General features: G+C 63.3%; 16 protein-coding genes. 11 read left to right on the forward strand and 5 right to left on the reverse strand.

Annotation, left to right across the window (positions count from 1 at the left end; translation table 11 throughout):
* Positions 1-95 precede the first annotated feature (95 nt).
* The 4 genes from N430_RS22230 to N430_RS22245 all read left to right on the forward strand — a co-directional run bounded on the left by N430_RS22230 (position 96) and on the right by N430_RS22245 (position 3,515).
* Complete coding sequence (locus N430_RS22230; protein WP_110638580.1) at positions 96-728, forward strand: hypothetical protein; 633 nt, start codon at positions 96-98, stop codon at positions 726-728.
* Between the two features lie 479 nt (positions 729-1,207).
* Positions 1,208-2,497, forward strand: a complete 1,290-nt coding sequence (locus N430_RS22235) for an MFS transporter (protein WP_110638581.1) — start codon at positions 1,208-1,210, stop codon at positions 2,495-2,497.
* 112 nt (positions 2,498-2,609) lie between these two features.
* A complete protein-coding gene (locus tag N430_RS22240) occupies positions 2,610-2,915 on the forward strand; it encodes a hypothetical protein (protein ID WP_110638582.1) in 306 nt (101 codons plus the stop codon).
* Between the two features lie 48 nt (positions 2,916-2,963).
* On the forward strand, positions 2,964-3,515 hold the full coding sequence (locus tag N430_RS22245; protein WP_110638583.1) for a YbhB/YbcL family Raf kinase inhibitor-like protein: 552 nt from the start codon (positions 2,964-2,966) through the stop codon (positions 3,513-3,515).
* Between the two features lie 148 nt (positions 3,516-3,663).
* Here the strand turns inward: N430_RS22245 and N430_RS22250 are convergent, their stop codons facing one another.
* Positions 3,664-4,596, reverse strand: coding sequence for a LysR family transcriptional regulator (locus N430_RS22250; RefSeq protein WP_110638584.1), 933 nt, complete (start codon positions 4,594-4,596; stop codon positions 3,664-3,666).
* 124 nt (positions 4,597-4,720) lie between these two features.
* Here N430_RS22250 and N430_RS22255 point away from each other — a divergent pair, with 124 nt between their 5' ends.
* The gene (locus tag N430_RS22255) at positions 4,721-4,981 is read left to right on the forward strand and encodes a DUF2790 domain-containing protein (protein WP_110638585.1); all 261 of its coding nucleotides are present in this window, start codon (positions 4,721-4,723) and stop codon (positions 4,979-4,981) included.
* A gap of 1 nt (position 4,982) precedes the next feature.
* Here the strand turns inward: N430_RS22255 and N430_RS22260 are convergent, their stop codons facing one another.
* Complete coding sequence (locus tag N430_RS22260; RefSeq protein ID WP_110638639.1) at positions 4,983-5,678, reverse strand: tRNA (adenine(22)-N(1))-methyltransferase TrmK; 696 nt, start codon at positions 5,676-5,678, stop codon at positions 4,983-4,985.
* A 134-nt stretch (positions 5,679-5,812) separates the two neighbouring features.
* On the opposite strand from N430_RS22260, the gene N430_RS22265 reads away from it, so the two are divergent.
* The 3 genes from N430_RS22265 to N430_RS22275 all read left to right on the forward strand — a co-directional run bounded on the left by N430_RS22265 (position 5,813) and on the right by N430_RS22275 (position 10,553).
* Complete coding sequence (locus N430_RS22265) at positions 5,813-6,178, forward strand: RidA family protein (RefSeq protein ID WP_110638586.1); 366 nt, start codon at positions 5,813-5,815, stop codon at positions 6,176-6,178.
* 59 nt (positions 6,179-6,237) lie between these two features.
* Positions 6,238-8,334, forward strand: a complete 2,097-nt coding sequence (locus tag N430_RS22270; protein ID WP_110638587.1) for a TonB-dependent receptor — start codon at positions 6,238-6,240, stop codon at positions 8,332-8,334.
* 218 nt (positions 8,335-8,552) lie between these two features.
* Positions 8,553-10,553 (forward strand): U32 family peptidase, encoded by a 2,001-nt coding sequence (locus N430_RS22275; RefSeq protein ID WP_110638588.1) that lies wholly within the window; start codon positions 8,553-8,555, stop codon positions 10,551-10,553.
* A 36-nt stretch (positions 10,554-10,589) separates the two neighbouring features.
* Here N430_RS22275 and N430_RS22280 read toward each other — a convergent pair whose 3' ends face one another.
* From N430_RS22280 to N430_RS22295, 3 genes are all read right to left on the reverse strand, one after another.
* On the reverse strand, positions 10,590-11,984 hold the full coding sequence (locus tag N430_RS22280; RefSeq protein WP_110638589.1) for an aspartate aminotransferase family protein: 1,395 nt from the start codon (positions 11,982-11,984) through the stop codon (positions 10,590-10,592).
* Positions 11,985-12,069: 85 nt separating this feature from the next.
* Complete coding sequence (locus N430_RS22285) at positions 12,070-12,918, reverse strand: helix-turn-helix transcriptional regulator (protein WP_110638590.1); 849 nt, start codon at positions 12,916-12,918, stop codon at positions 12,070-12,072.
* Between the two features lie 638 nt (positions 12,919-13,556).
* Positions 13,557-14,252 carry a lipopolysaccharide kinase InaA family protein gene (locus N430_RS22295; protein WP_110638592.1) on the reverse strand — a complete coding sequence of 232 codons (696 nt, stop codon included), beginning with the start codon at positions 14,250-14,252 and terminating at the stop codon, positions 13,557-13,559.
* A 98-nt stretch (positions 14,253-14,350) separates the two neighbouring features.
* Here N430_RS22295 and N430_RS22300 point away from each other — a divergent pair, with 98 nt between their 5' ends.
* From N430_RS22300 to N430_RS22310, 3 genes are all read left to right on the forward strand, one after another.
* Complete coding sequence (locus N430_RS22300; protein ID WP_110638593.1) at positions 14,351-14,587, forward strand: hypothetical protein; 237 nt, start codon at positions 14,351-14,353, stop codon at positions 14,585-14,587.
* Between the two features lie 321 nt (positions 14,588-14,908).
* Entirely contained in the window at positions 14,909-15,235 is a 327-nt protein-coding gene (locus tag N430_RS30075; protein WP_110638594.1) for an integrase, read from the forward strand.
* 32 nt (positions 15,236-15,267) lie between these two features.
* Positions 15,268-16,854: an ABC-F family ATPase gene (locus N430_RS22310; protein WP_027919182.1), complete on the forward strand. Its 1,587-nt coding sequence runs from the start codon at positions 15,268-15,270 to the stop codon at positions 16,852-16,854.
* The last annotated feature ends 116 nt before the right edge of the window (positions 16,855-16,970 follow it).

The following is a 16,970-nucleotide window of genomic DNA, read 5'->3' on the forward strand; positions in this document are numbered from 1 at the left end:
GTCGAGATGCCGTCCTGCCACGATTGCGCCGCTCTAGGCCGTGGGTTCTAATGCCCGCCCACCGGTTTATCTTCGCAATCCAAGGACGCTTGATCATGTACAGGAAGCTCGTACCGCTGGCGCTGTTGGCCACCCTGGCCGGCTGCTCGGACACCCAGGACGCCAGCGAGGCCAATTTCCACAAGGCGGCCCAGGCCTACCTCGACACGCAGTATCCGCATTGTTTCGTGGTCACCGACTTCCCCACCAAAACCCAGGACTTCGACGTCACCGGCACCAACAAGGCGCTGCATGCGCTGGCCAGGGTCGGCATCGTCAGTGAGAAGGAAATCTCTCGCGTCGAAGTGCCGGAGCGCCTCTGGCAACCGGCCCGCACCGACATCTACTACGCCTACGACCTCACCGACGAAGGGCGCAAGTACTACAAGGCCGATGTCCAGAAGATGCTCAACGGCCAGACCCGCGGCGGGCTGTGCTTCGGCAAGGCCGAGGTGACGGCGATCGAGCAGTTCAGCGAGCCGGGGCAGATGATGGGGCACACCGTTTCCGACGTGACCTATGCCTACAAGATCACCGGGTTGCCGGACTGGGCGGCCAATGATGAGGTCCGGACCAATATCCGTGATCTGGGCAATGCGGTGGCGACCAATCAAACACCGGCCCGGGAAAAGCGCGTGATGGTACTGACCAACAATGGCTGGGTGCACGAGCGACTGTTCGACAAATAAGGCGTTGCTGCACCCTGGGGCTGCTGCGCAGCCCTTTCGCGACACAAGGCCGCTCCTACAGGGATCGCACCGTCCTGTAGGAGCGGCCTTGTGTCGCGAAAGGGTTGCGCAGCGACCCCAGGGATGTCGGATTGGGGCACAAAGCTGTCGCATCCCGCCCTGCGTCGTCGCGTCGCAGGCCTTAGCCTCTTGGGCAAATCGGTCACAACCCTTAGAATCGCGCTTCCTTTTCGCCCGTCGCCTTGAACGGTGGCAACCGGCAGCAACGACAGAGTCCAGGCCTGAACACATGACGCCCATGTGAAATAGGCTCAACCCACCCCGCCCGGCCCGGCTATTCCAGGGTCCAGCGGTTGAGTCTTGCCCAGGTCGCATCCAGCCCAGGCACATCCGTGCACTTCTTTCGGCCCTCGATGGGTCCGTTTGGCGTGCGCGTTCGAAGAGGCGTTCCTAAATCGCCACTCCAACTTGAGGTATGTATGTCTCCGCGTTTGCTGGCCATGGCGCTGGCGCCCCTGCTTGGGCTGTTCATCATTGCCCTGGGCAACGGCTTCATGTCTTCCCTTACCACCCTGCGCCTGGACGCTGCCGGCGAATCGGCAACGACCATCGGTATCGTTTCGTCGACCTACTTCATCGGCCTGACCCTCGGCGCCATCTTCAACGACCGGCTGATCCTGCGCATCGGCCATATCCGCGCCTACACCAGCTTCGCCTCGCTGATCGCCGCGACCATCCTGCTGCAGGGGCTGTTCTACGACGCCACCTGGTGGTCGGTGCTGCGCCTGATCAACGGCTGGGCGGCGGTCGGCGTATTCCTGGTGATCGAAAGCTGGCTGTTGCTGGCCGGTGACGCGAAGATCCGCGGGCGCCTGCTGGCGCTGTACATGATCGCCTTCTATGGCGCGGGTGTGATCGCCCAGGCCGGACTCGGCGTGATCACCCACCTGGGCGACAGCGCACCGTTCATGCTGGCCGGCATGCTGGCTGCGCTGTCGGTACTGCCGATCGTGATCCTGCCGCGGGTGTCGCCGCTGCTGGACCAGGTCGAGCCACTCAAGCCACGGCAACTGCTGGGCGTGGCGCCGTCGGGGCTGGTCGGCTGCTTCGGCTCCGGTGTAGTCATCGCCGGTATCTACGCCCTGCTGCCGCTGTACCTGCAGCGCATCGGCCTGGATGTCGGCGAAGTCGGCAACATGATGGCCTGGGTGATCCTCGGCGCCATGCTGCTGCAATACCCGGTGGGCCGCTGGTCCGACCGCAAGGATCGCCAGGATGTGCTGATCGCCCTGGCAGCGCTGTGCATGGTGCTGTCGCTGATCACGGTGTTCCTGCCGTCGGATTCGGCCCTGCTGCCGGCCATGCTGTTCCTGCTCGGCGGCGGCGTGTTCGCGCTGTACCCGGTGGCGGTCAGCCATGCTGCCGACCGTGCGCCGTCCGACGCCCTGGTACCGATGATCCAGGGCCTGCTGCTGATCAACTCGCTGGGCTCGGCCATGGCGCCGCTGGCAATTTCGCCGGCCATGACCGAATTCGGCGAGGTGGGGCTGTTCTGGGCTTTTGCCGTGGTCAACCTGGGGATGGTGTGCTTCTTCCTCTGGCGTCGCGGCAAACGCCCGGCGGCAGAGCACCCGGCACCGTTCACGGCATCGACCACCTTCTCGCCGACCGGCGCCGAGCTGCGGGTGACCGAGGACCTGATGCATGCGGCGCAGGAGCATCCGCCGCTGGAACCCGCTGCGCCAACAGCGCAGCCAGAAGCCAAGTGAATGAAGGGGCCGCCATCGCGGCCCTTTTTTTCGACCGCCCGTCGCCCATGGGGCACCCCGCTAGCCTGTCCCAGCCAAACGAATGACAGATCATCCTTCCAGGAGACTTGCCATGATCCGCATTCACCCGCTCTTGCTTGCCCTTGCCTTGGGTATTGCGTCCACCACCAGCTACGCCGCGACGGACACGACCAATACCGACAGCCATCCGAAAACCGACGAGCGCGGCGGCAAGACCGCCGGGGAAGGCAGCAGCGTCAACAGCCCGGGCAGCGGCCAGGACAATGACAGCAGCGACACCGGCAGCAACTCGGACGCGGCCGATGGCGCGGCCGGTGGCTCCAACAGCACCGGTGAAGCAACCGGCTCCGGCGCAGGGCACACCGGCGGCACCGCCGAAGACCAGGACAGCCGCTGACCGGCCGCTGGTCTACACTGCGGCGCATAGCCCTGCACAGAGATTGCCATGAACCTCAAACCCTGGCTGCTCGCCGCCTTGCTGCCCTGCACTGCCCTGGCTGCTGGTGGCGACTCTGCCGCGCTGTCGATCAGCTCGTCGTCGTTTACCGATGGCGGTGTCATCGGCCTGCAGCAGGTCGGGCCGGACCCGGCCTGTGGTGCGGGTGAGGGGCGCACGCCGCAGTTGAGCTGGAAGAACCTGCCCGACGGCACGCAGTCGCTGGCCCTGGTGATGTTCGACCCGGACGGCGGCAAGGGCCTGGGCGTGGTGCACTGGCTCGCCTACGACATCGACCCGGCGCTCGACGGGCTGGAAGCAGGCGCTGGCTGGCAGACCAGCCAGGCGCTGATCGTCGGGCGCAATTCCCACGGGACCATGACTTATCGCGGGCCTTGCCCGCCCGCCGGGGACAAGCCGCACCACTATGCACTGACCCTGATTGCCACCGACCTGCCGCTGGGCACCTTGCCGGAGGAGCTGGATCGCAACGGTTTGATGGAGTTGCTCAAAGACCATGCGCTGGGCGCGCAAAGCCTGGTCGGGCGTTACGGACACTGACGACCGGGCTCGCGATATTTGTGGGAGCGGCCTTGCGTCGCGAAAGGGTCGCAAAGCGACCCCAGCAACCTTTGCATCGGTGCTGAAATCCTGGGGCTGCTCCGCAGCCCTTTCGCGACACAAGGCCGCACCCACAAAGGTCGCGACTTTAACGCCAGTATCGTGCGTCGTCGACGATTTTGGCATGCCCCTCGAACAGTGCCGGCAACTGCTCCTTGAGGTAATCGATCCAGGTCCGCACCTTGGCATCCAGGTAGTGCCGCGACGGGTAGATCGCATACAACGCATTTTCCCGTAGCCGATAAGGTGCCAACAGCCGCCGCAGGCGCCCCTGCTCGATGGCCTGGCTGGCGGTGTAGAACGGCAGCAGGCCAATCCCCATGCCCAGCTCGCTGGCCACCAGCATGGCGTCGGCGACATTGGTCATGAAGCTGTCCCGCGGGGCGATCACGCAGTGATCGAGGCCCTGGGGGAACACCCAGTCACCTTCGTACATCGGGTAGGCCATGCGCAGGCAGCGGTGCTCGTGGAGGTCTTCCGGCCGCTCGGGGATGCCGTTCAGCTCCAGGTAGCTGGGCGCGGCACAGGGGATGCTGAAGATATTGCCCAGCGGCACGGCGATCAGCTGCGAATCGGGCAATGCCTCATCCACGGTGATCACCACGTCGTGCCCCTCGGCCAGCGGATCGGGGTTGCGCTGGGACAGGATCAGCTCGATCACCACTTCCGGGCAGATCGCGTTGTAGCCGGCCACCAGCGGCATCAGCAGCATGCCCAGGCCATGCGGGCAATGCAGGCGCAGGCGACCACGCGGGGTGAGGTGCGCGCCGCGGGCTTCGTCCATGGCCTCGTCGGTCAGCGCCATGATCTGCCGCGCCCGCTCCAGAAAACGCTCGCCCGCCTCGCTCATGCGCAAACGCCGGGTGGTGCGGTGCAGCAGGCGGGTCTGCAGCTGGTTCTCCAGCTCGGCGACGATCCGCGACACCTGCGCCGCAGAAATGTCGAGGGCATTGGCGGCGGCGGCGAAACTGCCGCACTCCACCACCCGGGCAAAGGTACGCATGGCGTGCAGCATGTCCATGGGGGTTGGGCTCCTTGATGAGTCTTATTCGTACGTTCCAGGCAGGAATCTATCACGACTTAGCCCATTTATTGAGGATCACCAATGAATACATCATTGGTAAACATTGAAAAAGGAGCCTGCCATGAAACGTTCGATCGCTGTTGTCGCCCTGTCTGCCGCCCTTGCCTCGTTCGGCGCCTTCGCCGATACCCCCGCCAGCCAACCGGCCGCCAGCAACTATGAATACGGCATGCCGCTGGATGTGGCCAAGGTCATCTCGATCACCCCGGCCAGCAACGCCGCCGACTGCCAGGTCGGTACCGCGCACATGGTGTATGTCGACCACCAGGGCCAGAAACGCGAAGTCGACTACCGCGAAATGGGTAACTGCTCGCAGCAGTGAATCAGGCCAGTACCGCGTTGATCCAGCCAATCTGCCGGGCGAAGTCACGCAGCTTTTCTTGCGGGATGGCATCGCGGGCACGCTCGAAGTTGGCCAGGCTCTGCTGCTTCTGGCGCAGCATGCGCTGCCACTTGGTCACGAATGCCGGGCTTTTCTCGCGCATCAGCACAGGGCCGAAATACAGCTCTTCGGCACTGTAGGCCACCACCTCGCAAGGTTCGGCGACGATGATCTCGTAGTCGAAACGGTTTTCCCGCAGCAATTCTTCGCTGACGATCCGGTAGCCGTTGTCCATCAGCCAGCCGCGCAATTCGCGCTCATCGCCATTGGGCTGCAGGATCAGGCGCTCGCTGCCGTTCAGGCGCGCCTTGCCACGCTCGAGAATCTCGCACATGGTCTTGCCACCCATGCCGCACAGGCTGATGGCGGTGATGCGGTCGTCGGCCTCGATGGCCTCCAGGCCATCGGCCAGGCGTACGATGACGGTTTCCGTCAAGCCGTTGCGGCGCACGTTGCGCTGGGCCGAGGCATAGGGTGTCTGCGCCACCTCACCGGCCACCCCGGCTTCGATCACACCGCGCAGGGCCAGTGCCACCGGCAGGTAGCCGTGGTCCGAGCCGATATCGGCCAGGCGTGCGCCCTGCGGCACATGCGCCGCCACACGCTCCAGGCGCATCGATAATGTCTGTTCGTTCAACTTCAGCACCTTGCTCAACAATCGGCGGCGATTCTGACCGCCGAGGCGCAGCATTTCAATGCATAAGCGCCCATCGGCTCGACCCTTGCGACAGGCTCGCGTAGGCTTGCCGCTTTCCTTCCGTTGCAAGGCGAATACCCATGGCAGATCTTATCTACACACCGGATTCCGACGCTGAGTCCATTTCCTCCGACGTCGCTGAGTACAACGGTATCCTGGTGACCACGCAGATCCCGGCCGATCTCGATGCCGACATCACCCAGCAGAGCGAGAGCACCCTGCAGGCCCTGAAGGACGCGCTGGAAAAGGCCGGCAGCGGCATGGATCGGGTCATGCACCTGACCATCTACCTGACCGACATGGCCGACCGTGCTGCCTTCAACGAGGTCTACCAGCGCTTCTTCAGCAAGCCGTGGCCGGTGCGTGCCGCCGTTGGCGTGGCTGCACTTGCCTACCCGGAAATGCGCGTCGAAGTGACCGCCATGGCCGCCAAACGCTGATTACCGTTTTACCGGCTCCGCCTGCGGGCGGCGCCTTCTTTTCGAAAGCAGGACGCTGCATGCAATTCCCCCCGTTTCGCCGCAAGGCCCTGATCGCCTTGCTTCCCGGTCTGTGCCCATTGGCCCAGGCCGAACCCGCCACCACCTTCAATCTGCTGGAACCGGTGGTGGTCACCGGCACCTACGCCCCCAACCCGAGCTTCGACCTGCCCTACTCCATCGACACCGTCGACCGCCAGCAGATCGCCGATGGCCAGTTGGGCGTCAACCTGTCGGAGGCGCTCAACCGCGTACCGGGCCTGGTGGTGCAGAATCGCCAGAACTACGCCCAGGACTTGCAGATTTCCTCGCGTGGCTATGGCGCCCGCTCGGCCTTCGGCATCCGTGGCATCAAGCTGCTCAGCGACGGCATCCCGGCCAGTACCCCCGATGGCCAGGGCCAGGCCGCGTCGTTGAACCTGGACGTGGCGGACCGCATCGAAGTACTGCGCGGCCCGGCCTCCGCCCTTTACGGCAGCAACGCCGGTGGTGTGATCCAGATGTTCTCCCGTGATGGTTCGGGGCCGCCCAAGGTCGGCGCCGAAACCACCTTCGGCAGCGATGGCTTCAACAAGAACCACGTCTACAGCGAAGGCGGCAGCGAGCAGGCCGGCTTTCTGGTCGATGCCTCGCGCATGGACACCGACGGCTACCGCGACCACAGCGCCGCCCGCCGCGACCAGACTTTCGCCAAGGTGCACGTCAAGCCGGACGAAGACAGCCGCCTGGCGCTGATCTTCAGCACCCTGGAGCAGAACGGCACCGAAGACCCGCTGGGCCAGACCTGGGACGCCTACAAGCACGACCCACGTTCGGTGGCGGCGCGCGCCGAGGAGTACGACACACGCAAGAGCATCCACCACCAGCAGGTGGGCATGAACTACGAACGTTACTTCGGCGAGGCGACCCTGCAGTTCAACCTGTATGCGGGCAAGCGCAGCGTCATCCAGTACCTGTCGATCCCCAAGGGCACCCCGGCGAACAACCGCGGTGGCGGCGTGGTCGACTTCGACCGCGAATTCCATGGCGGCACCCTGCGCTGGATCCAGCCGGTCAGCGCCGCCCCCGGCAACCTGACCCTGACCTTCGGTGCCGACTATGACCGCAGCCGCGACGACCGGCGCGGCTACCAGAACTTCAGCGGCAACACCCTGGGCGTGAAAGGCGACCTGCGCCGGGATGAAAAGGACACCGCCACCAGCCTCGACCCCTATGTGCAGGCCCACTGGGAACTGGACCGCTGGACCGTGGATGCCGGCCTGCGCCACAGCAGCATGGAAATGGAGGTGGACGACCACTTCCTGGCCAACGGCGATGCCAGTGGGTCGAAGAAGTACCAGCGTACGACCCCGACCCTGTCGGTGATGTACGCCTTCACCCCCGACCTGCATGGCTACATCAGCGCCGGCCAGGGCTTCGAAACCCCGACCCAGGCCGAGATGGCCTATGCGCCCGGTGCCCTGGAAGGCTTCAACTTCAATCTGGAACCGGCCACCAGCACCCAGTACGAACTGGGCCTGAAGATGCGCCCGGATGAGCGCACGCGGATCAATGCCGCGATCTTCGAGATCCGCACCAAGGACGAGATCGTAGTCGCGGCCTCGACCGATGGCCGCACCAGCTACCGCAACGCCGGCAAGACCCTGCGCCGCGGCTTCGAGCTGAGCGTGCAGCGTGAACTGAGCCCGCAGTGGCAGGCCAACCTGGCCTACACCCTGCTCGACGCCACCTATGACGAGGCCTTCACCCAGGGCACCACGACCATCGACAAGGGCAACCAGCTGCCCGGCGTGCCGCGCAGCAGCTTGTTCGGCGAGCTGGTGTGGAAGCCGCGGGATGGCATCAGCATGGGGCTCGAAGGGCAGTACCGGAGCAAGGTGTACGTCGAGGACACCAATGACCAGCATGCGGCGCCGGGTTATGCGGTGTTCAACTGGCGTACGCAGTTCCAGCAGCAGGTCGGGCCGTGGACCTTCCACCAGCTGGTGCGCCTGGACAACTTGCTGGACCGGCAGTACGTGGGCTCGGTGATTGTCGGCGATGGCAATGGCCGGTATTACGAGGCGGCGCCGGGCAGGTCCTGGTATGCCGGGGCCGGGCTGGAATACCAGTTCTGAGCCTTTGGGGCTGCTTTGCAGCCCTTCGCGGCGGTTCGGCGGCCCGACTTGCCCGCTCCCACAGGTACTGCACAGGTTCAGGGCCTGTGGAAATCCTGTGGGAGCGGGTTTACCCGCGAAAGGGCCGGGCCGCACACCTCTCGGCACTCAAAGATGCCACCCGCCCCATTCCCCGCTACAATGCCGCCCTAACCGTGACAGCCCGAACCTATAACGACATGTCCCTTCCTAAGAATCACCTGGAACTGCTCAGCCCTGCCCGTGACGTGGCCATCGCCCGCGAGGCGATCCTGCACGGCGCTGATGCCATCTACATCGGCGGCCCGAGCTTCGGCGCGCGCCACAACGCCTGCAACGAAGTCAGCGATATCGCCGAACTCGTCGAGTTCGCCCGTCGCTACCATGCACGCGTGTTCACCACCATCAACACCATCCTCCACGACAACGAGCTGGAACCGGCACGCAAGCTGATCCACCAGCTCTACGACGCCGGCGTCGACGCGCTGATCGTGCAGGACCTGGGGGTGATGGAGCTGGATATCCCGCCGATCGAGCTGCATGCCAGTACCCAGACCGACATCCGTACCCTGGAGCGGGCCAAGTTCCTCGACCAGGCCGGGTTCTCCCAGCTCGTGCTGGCCCGCGAGCTGAACCTGCAGCAGATCCGCGCCATCGCCAGCGAAACCGACGCGGCCATCGAGTTCTTCATCCACGGTGCGCTGTGCGTGGCCTTCTCCGGCCAGTGCAACATCTCCCACGCCCAGACCGGGCGCAGCGCCAACCGCGGTGACTGCTCCCAGGCCTGCCGCCTGCCGTACACCCTGAAGGACGACCAGGGCCGCGTAGTGGCGTTCGAGAAGCACCTGCTGTCGATGAAGGACAACAACCAGACCGCCAACCTGGCCGACCTGGTCGATGCCGGCGTGCGCTCGTTCAAGATCGAGGGCCGCTACAAGGACATGGGCTATGTGAAGAACATCACCGCCCACTACCGCAAGGAACTCGACGCCATCCTCGAAGGCCGCCCGGAACTGGCCCGCGCCTCCAGCGGCCGTACCGAGCACTTCTTCCTGCCCGACCCGGACAAGACCTTCCACCGCGGCAGCACTGACTACTTCGTCACCGACCGCAAGGTCGACATCGGCGCCTTCGACTCGCCGACCTTCACTGGCCTGGCCGTGGGTGTAGTGGAAAAGGTCGGCAAGCGCGATATGCAGGTGGTCACCGAGGTGCCGCTGACCAACGGCGACGGCCTCAACGTGCTGGTCAAGCGTGAGGTGGTGGGCTTCCGCGCCAACATCGCCGAGCCGCGTGGCGAGTTCGAGGAAGACGGCCAGAAGCGCTACCGCTACCGCGTCGAGCCCAACGAGATGCCAGAAGGCCTGCACAAGCTGCGGCCGAACCACCCGCTGTCGCGCAACCTCGACCACAACTGGCAGCAAGCTCTGCTGCGCACCTCGTCGGAGCGTCGCGTGGGCGTCGAGTGGCATGCGGTGCTGCGCGAGCAGCGCCTGATGCTGACCCTCAGCAGCGAGGAAGGCGTCAGCGTGCAGGTGGCCCTGGACGGCCCATTCGGCGCTGCCAACAAGCCACAGCAGGCCCTGGACCAGCTGCACGACCTGCTCGGCCAGCTGGGTACCACGATGTACCACGCCAACCGCATCGAGCTGGATGCGCCGCAGGCGTTCTTCATCCCCAACTCGCAGCTCAAGGCCCTGCGCCGTGAAGCCATCGAGGCGCTGACCGAAGCCCGCGTCAAGGCCCACCCGCGCGGTTCGCGCAAGGCCGAGACCACACCGCCACCGGTGTACCCGGAGTCGCACCTGTCGTTCCTGGCCAACGTCTACAACCAGAAGGCCCGCGACTTCTACCACCGCCATGGCGTGCAACTGATCGACGCAGCGTACGAAGCCCATGAGGAACACGGCGAAGTGCCGGTGATGATCACCAAGCACTGCCTGCGCTTCTCGTTCAACCTGTGCCCCAAGCAGGCCAAGGGCGTGACTGGCGTGCGTACCAAGGTGGCACCGATGCAGCTGATCCAGGGCGATGAAGTGCTGACCCTGAAGTTCGACTGCAAGCCGTGCGAGATGCATGTGATCGGCAAGATGAAGAACCACATCATCGACCTGCCGACCCCGGGTAGCGCGGTGGCTCAGGTGGTGGGGCATATCAGCCCGGAAGATCTGCTCAAGACCATTCCACGCGGGATGCATTGATGGCTGGGGGCTGCGATGCAGCCCCGCTTTTGATACTTACAGAATGCCCAACCCGCGTGCGGTACGGTCCACCGCAATCCGGGTTTTCTCCACCAGCTCATCCAGCTCGCTGTGGTTGGCCACCAAGGCCGGCGCCATGATCATCCGCCCCAGGGTCGAACGAATGATCACCCCTTCCTCGAAGCCATAAGTACGGCACTGCCAGGCCAGGTCATTCTCATTGGCATAGCGCTTGCGGCTGCCCTTGTCCTCGGCGAACTGCAGCGCTGCCACCAGGCCGGCGCCTTGCACTTGGCCAATCAGCGGGTGGTTGGCAAACACTTCGCGCAGGATGCGCTGCAGGTACGGCCCGGTGTCTTCCTTGACCTGGCGCACGATGCCTTCATCGCGCAGCGCCTTGAGGTTGGCAATGGCCACCGCCGCCGCCACCGGGTGCCCGGAATAGGTCAGGCCGTGGGCAAACACCCCGCCCCGCTCAACCAGCGCCTCGGCAATGCGCTTGCTCAGTACCAGGCCGCCCATCGGCACGTAGCCCGAGGTCAGGCCCTTGGCGATCGACAGCGTGTCCGGCTCGAAGCCGAAGTATTCGTGGGCGAACCACTCGCCGGTGCGGCCAAAGCCACCGATCACTTCATCAGCACACAGCAAGACATCGTACTGGCGGCAGATGCGCTGGATTTCCGGCCAGTAGCTTTCCGGCGGGAAGATCATGCCGCCCGCGCCCTGGAACGGCTCGGCGATGAAGCCAGCGACGTTCTCGGCACCCAGCTCGAGGATCTTCTCTTCCAGCTGCAGGGCACAGCGGCGACCGAACTCGGCCGGGGTCAGGTCACCACCGGCGGCGTACCAGTACGGCTCGTCGATGTGCGCGACATCCGGGATCATCCCACCCATTTCGTGCATGAACTTCATGCCGCCCAGCGCGGTGGCTGCCAGGGTCGAGCCGTGGTAACCGTTCCAGCGGCCGATCATGATCTTCTTGCTCGGCTGGCCGACCACCTGCCAGTAACGGCGCACGGTGCGGATCAGCACCTCGTTGGCCTCGGAGCCGGAGTTGGTGTAGATGGCGTGGCTGTAGTGGCCCGGCAGCAGGCTGAACAGCAGCTCCGACAGCTCGATCACCGCCGGGTGGGTGGTGTGGAAGAACATGTTGTAGTAGGCCAGCTGGTCCATCTGCGCGGCGGCGGCGGCGGTCAGGTCCTTGCGGCCATAGCCGAGCTGGGTGCACCACAGGCCCGACATGCCGTCCAGGTAGCGCTTGCCGTCGCTGTCCCACAGGTGCAGGCGCTCACCACCGACCATCACCCGTGGGCCTTCGGCGTTCAGTGCCTTCTGGTCGAGGAAGGCATGGATGTGGTGGGCGGCGTCGCCGGCCTGGTAGTCACGGGTATCGCGCTGGGCTTGCAGCTTGGCTTGGAACGGTGCGTTCATTGTTGTTCTCCGGGGTAAAACGCGGCGTGCAGTTGGCCCTGCCAGGCCGCTGACAGTAAAAAACGGGTGGGGTGAAACGGCGCGTTCAGCGCCTTCGCAGGTAGCTTTCCAGCGGGTCCTTGCTCAGGCCTTCCTGGGCCTGGGCGAGCGAGTCGATGAACAGCGAAAACAGCTCGGACTGCTTGGCGATATCGAGCTTGGTGTAGAGGTTCTTGCGATGGGTCTTGACCGTGTCTTCGCTGATGCCCAGGCGCTCGGCCAGGGAACGGGTCGAGTGGCCGCGCAGCAGGTACTGGGCGATGCGGCACTCGCGCTCGGTGAGCAACGACGAGCCGAAGTTGTTCAGCGCAGCGTTGATCTGCCGGCCCAGGGCGCTCTCGAAGCGCCCGCCCAGGGCGTCGACATCCAGGTGGCCCCATTGCCGTCGCACCGTGGCCACCACCCACGGCGCCACGCACTTGAGGTCATTGACCTGCTGGCGGTCCAGGCGGCGGGTACTGGCCAGGGCCACGGCGATGGTCAGGTGCTCGTCGAGCGGCACGATGAAGTTGAGTTCGTCTTCCAGGTGGGCGTGCTGGTAGAACGCCAGGTAGTACTCGCTGCGCTTGAAGTGGTCCGGTGCAACGTCGCTGAGGCGGTAGCAACCGGGGGCGATGCCGTCCATGCAGGCGCGATAGAACGGGCACAGCAGGTAGTAGCCTTCGAGGTACTTCTGGATATTGCCTTCCGGCAGCCACGGGCCCTCTTCGTCCTTTTCGAACAGCGCCGAGGGCAGACCTTTGCGAGGATAGAGAAAAACAGTAATCGCCTGGCACGGGGCAATCAGCTTGAGCGCGGCGAACAGCGCCTCGACGAAGCCCGGCGAGCCCTGGGCGTCGACGACACGGGCCATTTGCGCGTACCAGTCAGGCGATTTCAGCCGGTCTTTGCTCATTGTCGTGTCCCATGCCAGGGTTGTTGTGGCTGGGATTCTTGCACGGGGCCTGGTTACAGACCATCACCCTTAGGGGTGAGCCCCAGGCCCGGTTCAGGGTAAGGCAGGTCCCAAGAGTGGGCTCAGCTGATGGCCTCAAGAAACACCCAGGACGCCAGCGCAGTCAGGACCAGCACAGCAACCACAACGAAGATCATGTAGCGATAATCGTTCTGAGTCATCACGGCATCTCCCCCAAAAGCATGGTTTTTCAGGGAGAGAGCAATTCCCATTCCATATCGTGCTGCTGGCCTATCTTATGCTTGGCTGCTTGTGAGCTTCCAATCGCTGAACGTCCCTGGCGAACCATATTCCTACCGCAATCACCATCAGGCAGATGAACACAACGTCCCATGCCCTGTGTTCGATGGCGGCCACGATCGCAAAAAACTGCAGGGCGCCAGCCCACCACAGAAACGGTCTGATTTTCGAGTAGCGCATAACCCACCTCACTGCCCCCAACTATCAAAAGTCTAGTTGAGTACCGACCCGGCAACGCCCTGCCCTGCACCGGCACTGACCTACCGCCCCGCCGACAATCGCCCCATGCACCACCGCATGAAATCCGAATAGTCATAGGTGATAACGGTATGCGCCCCCTACAGCAGCAGTTCTGCAGTCTGTCCGAACGAATATCGGTAGCCCCTGCAAAATGCTTCCCACCCCTCAGCCGACCATCCTGACCGTCGCTTGACTTGTCTCAAGTCATGGTGGCCGGCCTGCTTCGCGGTAAGGCGTTTCCTGGCCTTCTCCAGGTCAAGCAGTGCGACTTTTACGCACGCTTCGCTGAAGTCAACAAAGACATGTTTCAGGTACAAGCAACCGTGCTGCCAGCGGCCAAGGTTCAATCTGGCAAGTTCTCGGCCATATGCTTCTAAAATCTCGTGGTGGCGCCTGAATCCAAGTGATTGGTCGAGGTTGCGGGCGTAGTAGTCTTCCACCGACAAATAACCGTCCAGAGCTGCCGTCACCATCACTGCATGCCAATCTCCGTCGCGTTTACGGACTTCGGCGTGGAGTAGCGATGGCGTTGCCACGCCCAATGACGCTGCCGCACGCAGAGCCTTTGCTTCGCGGGCAACAGTCGGATACCCGAACGGGTGTAAAAGGCTTCGATAGACATGCCCGACTTGCTGCTTTTTGTAGAAGGTCTGGCCCTCTAGCTCAACCCGGAGAACGCCACTTTCCCCGCCCCTGCGGATATTGGGGGGTTCCACCCAGTTGCCGGGGGCATTCAGGATGTCCTCAACACGTGGGTAGGAGGTTCTCAGACTTGTTGAATTATTATTTGTCATTGAGCACTCACTCATATGCCAGCCTTGGCGCGGCGAGATCCAAAATATAACAGTCACTTCGCAGACAAATCGATACCGTGGATAACAGGGAGCGCTTTATGACCATTCGCAGCTTGGCGAAAAACCTGCCTGCAGATCCTGACAAGGAAGGCTGGGTGCTTGGGTGGGGCGTCCTTCGGGATAGACATCCATGGCATTTTGTCGACGTCTATGCCGACCAGAAAACAGCCAAGGCGGAAGCGCAACGCCGCGGTGATGGCTACGTGGTGGAGTACGGCTCTCACCGCCTTGGCTCGAAAGAATTTGTGTGCGGCATCACCCTGCCTGAGGGCTGAGCAGTCAGCGTGGATGAAGTGCCATTACCGCGCCGCGACATAGCGGCCAAGGTATTAGCTGCGCGCTTTCTTAACGATCCCGGCGGCCATGAGCGCAGCGCCTGGTATCCATAGACCAGCGTTCGAAGTGGCCAGCCCGACAACAAGCAGCCCGATACCGACAGCAAACATAAGCGTTCTCTCTAACTAGAAATATCCATTTCACAACCCGCCAATTTAGGCACAAGCCGGTCGCAGGAGCGGCCAAGGCGTCGTCATGCCTGAAAAAATCAAGCTGATCCAGCGACTCTTCAACGCACGGCGCCCGAATCGGCCCATCCAGTGAGCCCTTTTGTGCTCCAACCGAGCAAAGGTGGGCTGTGGATCAACGAGCCAAGTGTTACAATCCGCCCATTCAAATCGGCGCTCAAGGCGCTGAACGTCCGTAAACGCCGCCAGTACGACACCCGCCACACCTACGCAACCATGTGCCTGATGCCTGGGATGAACCCCGCGTTCATCGCGAGTCAGCTTGGCCACAGCGTCGAGATGTTGCTCTCTACCTACGCGAAATGGATCAGCTCCTCCTCGGATTGGAGGGAGCTGGAGAAGCTGCCGCCCCGAGTCGAATTGGCCCAAAATTGGCCCAAAACGGACGAGAGGGCCTAAATACACCTCTGGAACCCCCGCAGGACAAGCACTTGATTTCTACCGCCAACATCACCATGCAGTTCGGCTCCAAGCCGCTGTTCGAAAACGTTTCGGTCAAATTCAACAACGGCAACCGCTACGGCCTGATCGGTGCCAACGGTTGCGGCAAGTCGACCTTCATGAAGATCCTCGGCGGTGACCTGGAGCCGTCCGGCGGCCAGGTCATGCTCGAGCCGAACACGCGCCTGGGTAAACTGCGCCAGGACCAGTTCGCCTACGAAGAATTCACCGTGATCGACACCGTGATCATGGGCCACGGCCAGCTGTGGAAGGTCAAGGCCGAGCGCGACCGCATCTACTCGCTGCCGGAAATGACCGAGGAAGACGGCATGGCCGTCGCCGAGCTGGAAACCGAGTTTGCCGAAATGGACGGTTACACCGCCGAGTCCCGCGCCGGTGAACTGCTGCTGGGCCTGGGTATTCCGCTGGAGCAGCACTTTGGCCCGATGAGCGAAGTGGCGCCGGGTTGGAAGCTGCGTGTGCTGCTGGCCCAGGCGCTGTTCTCGGACCCGGACGTGCTGCTGCTCGACGAACCGACCAACCACCTGGACATCAACACCATCCGCTGGCTGGAAACCATCCTCACGGCGCGTAACAGCACCATGATCATCATTTCCCACGACCGGCACTTCCTCAACAGCGTGTGCACGCACATGGCTGACCTGGACTACGGTGAGCTGCGCCTGTTCCCGGGCAACTACGACGAGTACATGACCGCGGCCACCCAGTCGCGCGAGCAGCTGCTGTCGGACAACGCCAAGAAGAAAGCCCAGATCGCCGAACTGCAGACCTTCGTCAGCCGCTTCTCGGCCAACGCCTCCAAGGCCAAGCAGGCCACTTCGCGTGCCAAGCAGATCGACAAGATCCAGCTGGCCGAGGTCAAGCCTTCGAGCCGTGTCAGCCCGTTCATTCGCTTCGAGCAGACCAAGAAGCTGCACCGCCAGGCGGTGGTCGTCGAGAAGATGGCGAAAGCCTTCGACGACAAGGTGCTGTTCAAGAACTTCGACATCACCGTCGAAGCGGGCGAGCGCGTGGCGATCATCGGCCCCAACGGTATCGGCAAGACCACCCTGCTGCGCACCCTGGTCGGCGAGATGACCCCGGATGCCGGCTCGGTGAAGTGGACCGACAGCGCCGAAGTGGGCTACTACGCCCAGGACCACGCCCACGACTTCGAAGACGACATGACCCTGTTCGACTGGATGGGCCAGTGGACCAGCGGCGAGCAGGTCATCCGCGGCACCCTGGGGCGCATGCTGTTCTCCAACGACGAGATCCTCAAGTCGGTGAAGGTGATTTCCGGTGGTGAGCAAGGCCGCATGCTGTTCGGCAAGCTGATCCTGCAGAAACCGAACGTGCTGGTGATGGACGAGCCGACCAACCACCTGGACATGGAATCGATCGAAGCGTTGAACCTGGCGCTGGAAAACTACCCGGGCACCCTGCTGTTCGTCAGCCATGACCGCGAGTTCGTGTCGTCGCTGGCGACCCGCATCATCGAGCTGAGCGCTGATGGTGTAGTGGACTTCAGCGGGACTTATGACGATTACCTGCGTAGCCAGGGCGTCGTGGTCTGAGGTAGATCAGCTGGCCTGGTCGCCTTGTGGTGACCGGGCTGGCTCTCGCCGATGAATAATTCGTTAGCCTGCTTTCATTTACTTCGCGCAGCGGCCATGATTAGGGCACGCCCAAC

Source organism: Pseudomonas sp. CC120222-01a (genome assembly GCF_003097235.1).
Classification (GTDB): domain Bacteria; phylum Pseudomonadota; class Gammaproteobacteria; order Pseudomonadales; family Pseudomonadaceae; genus Aquipseudomonas.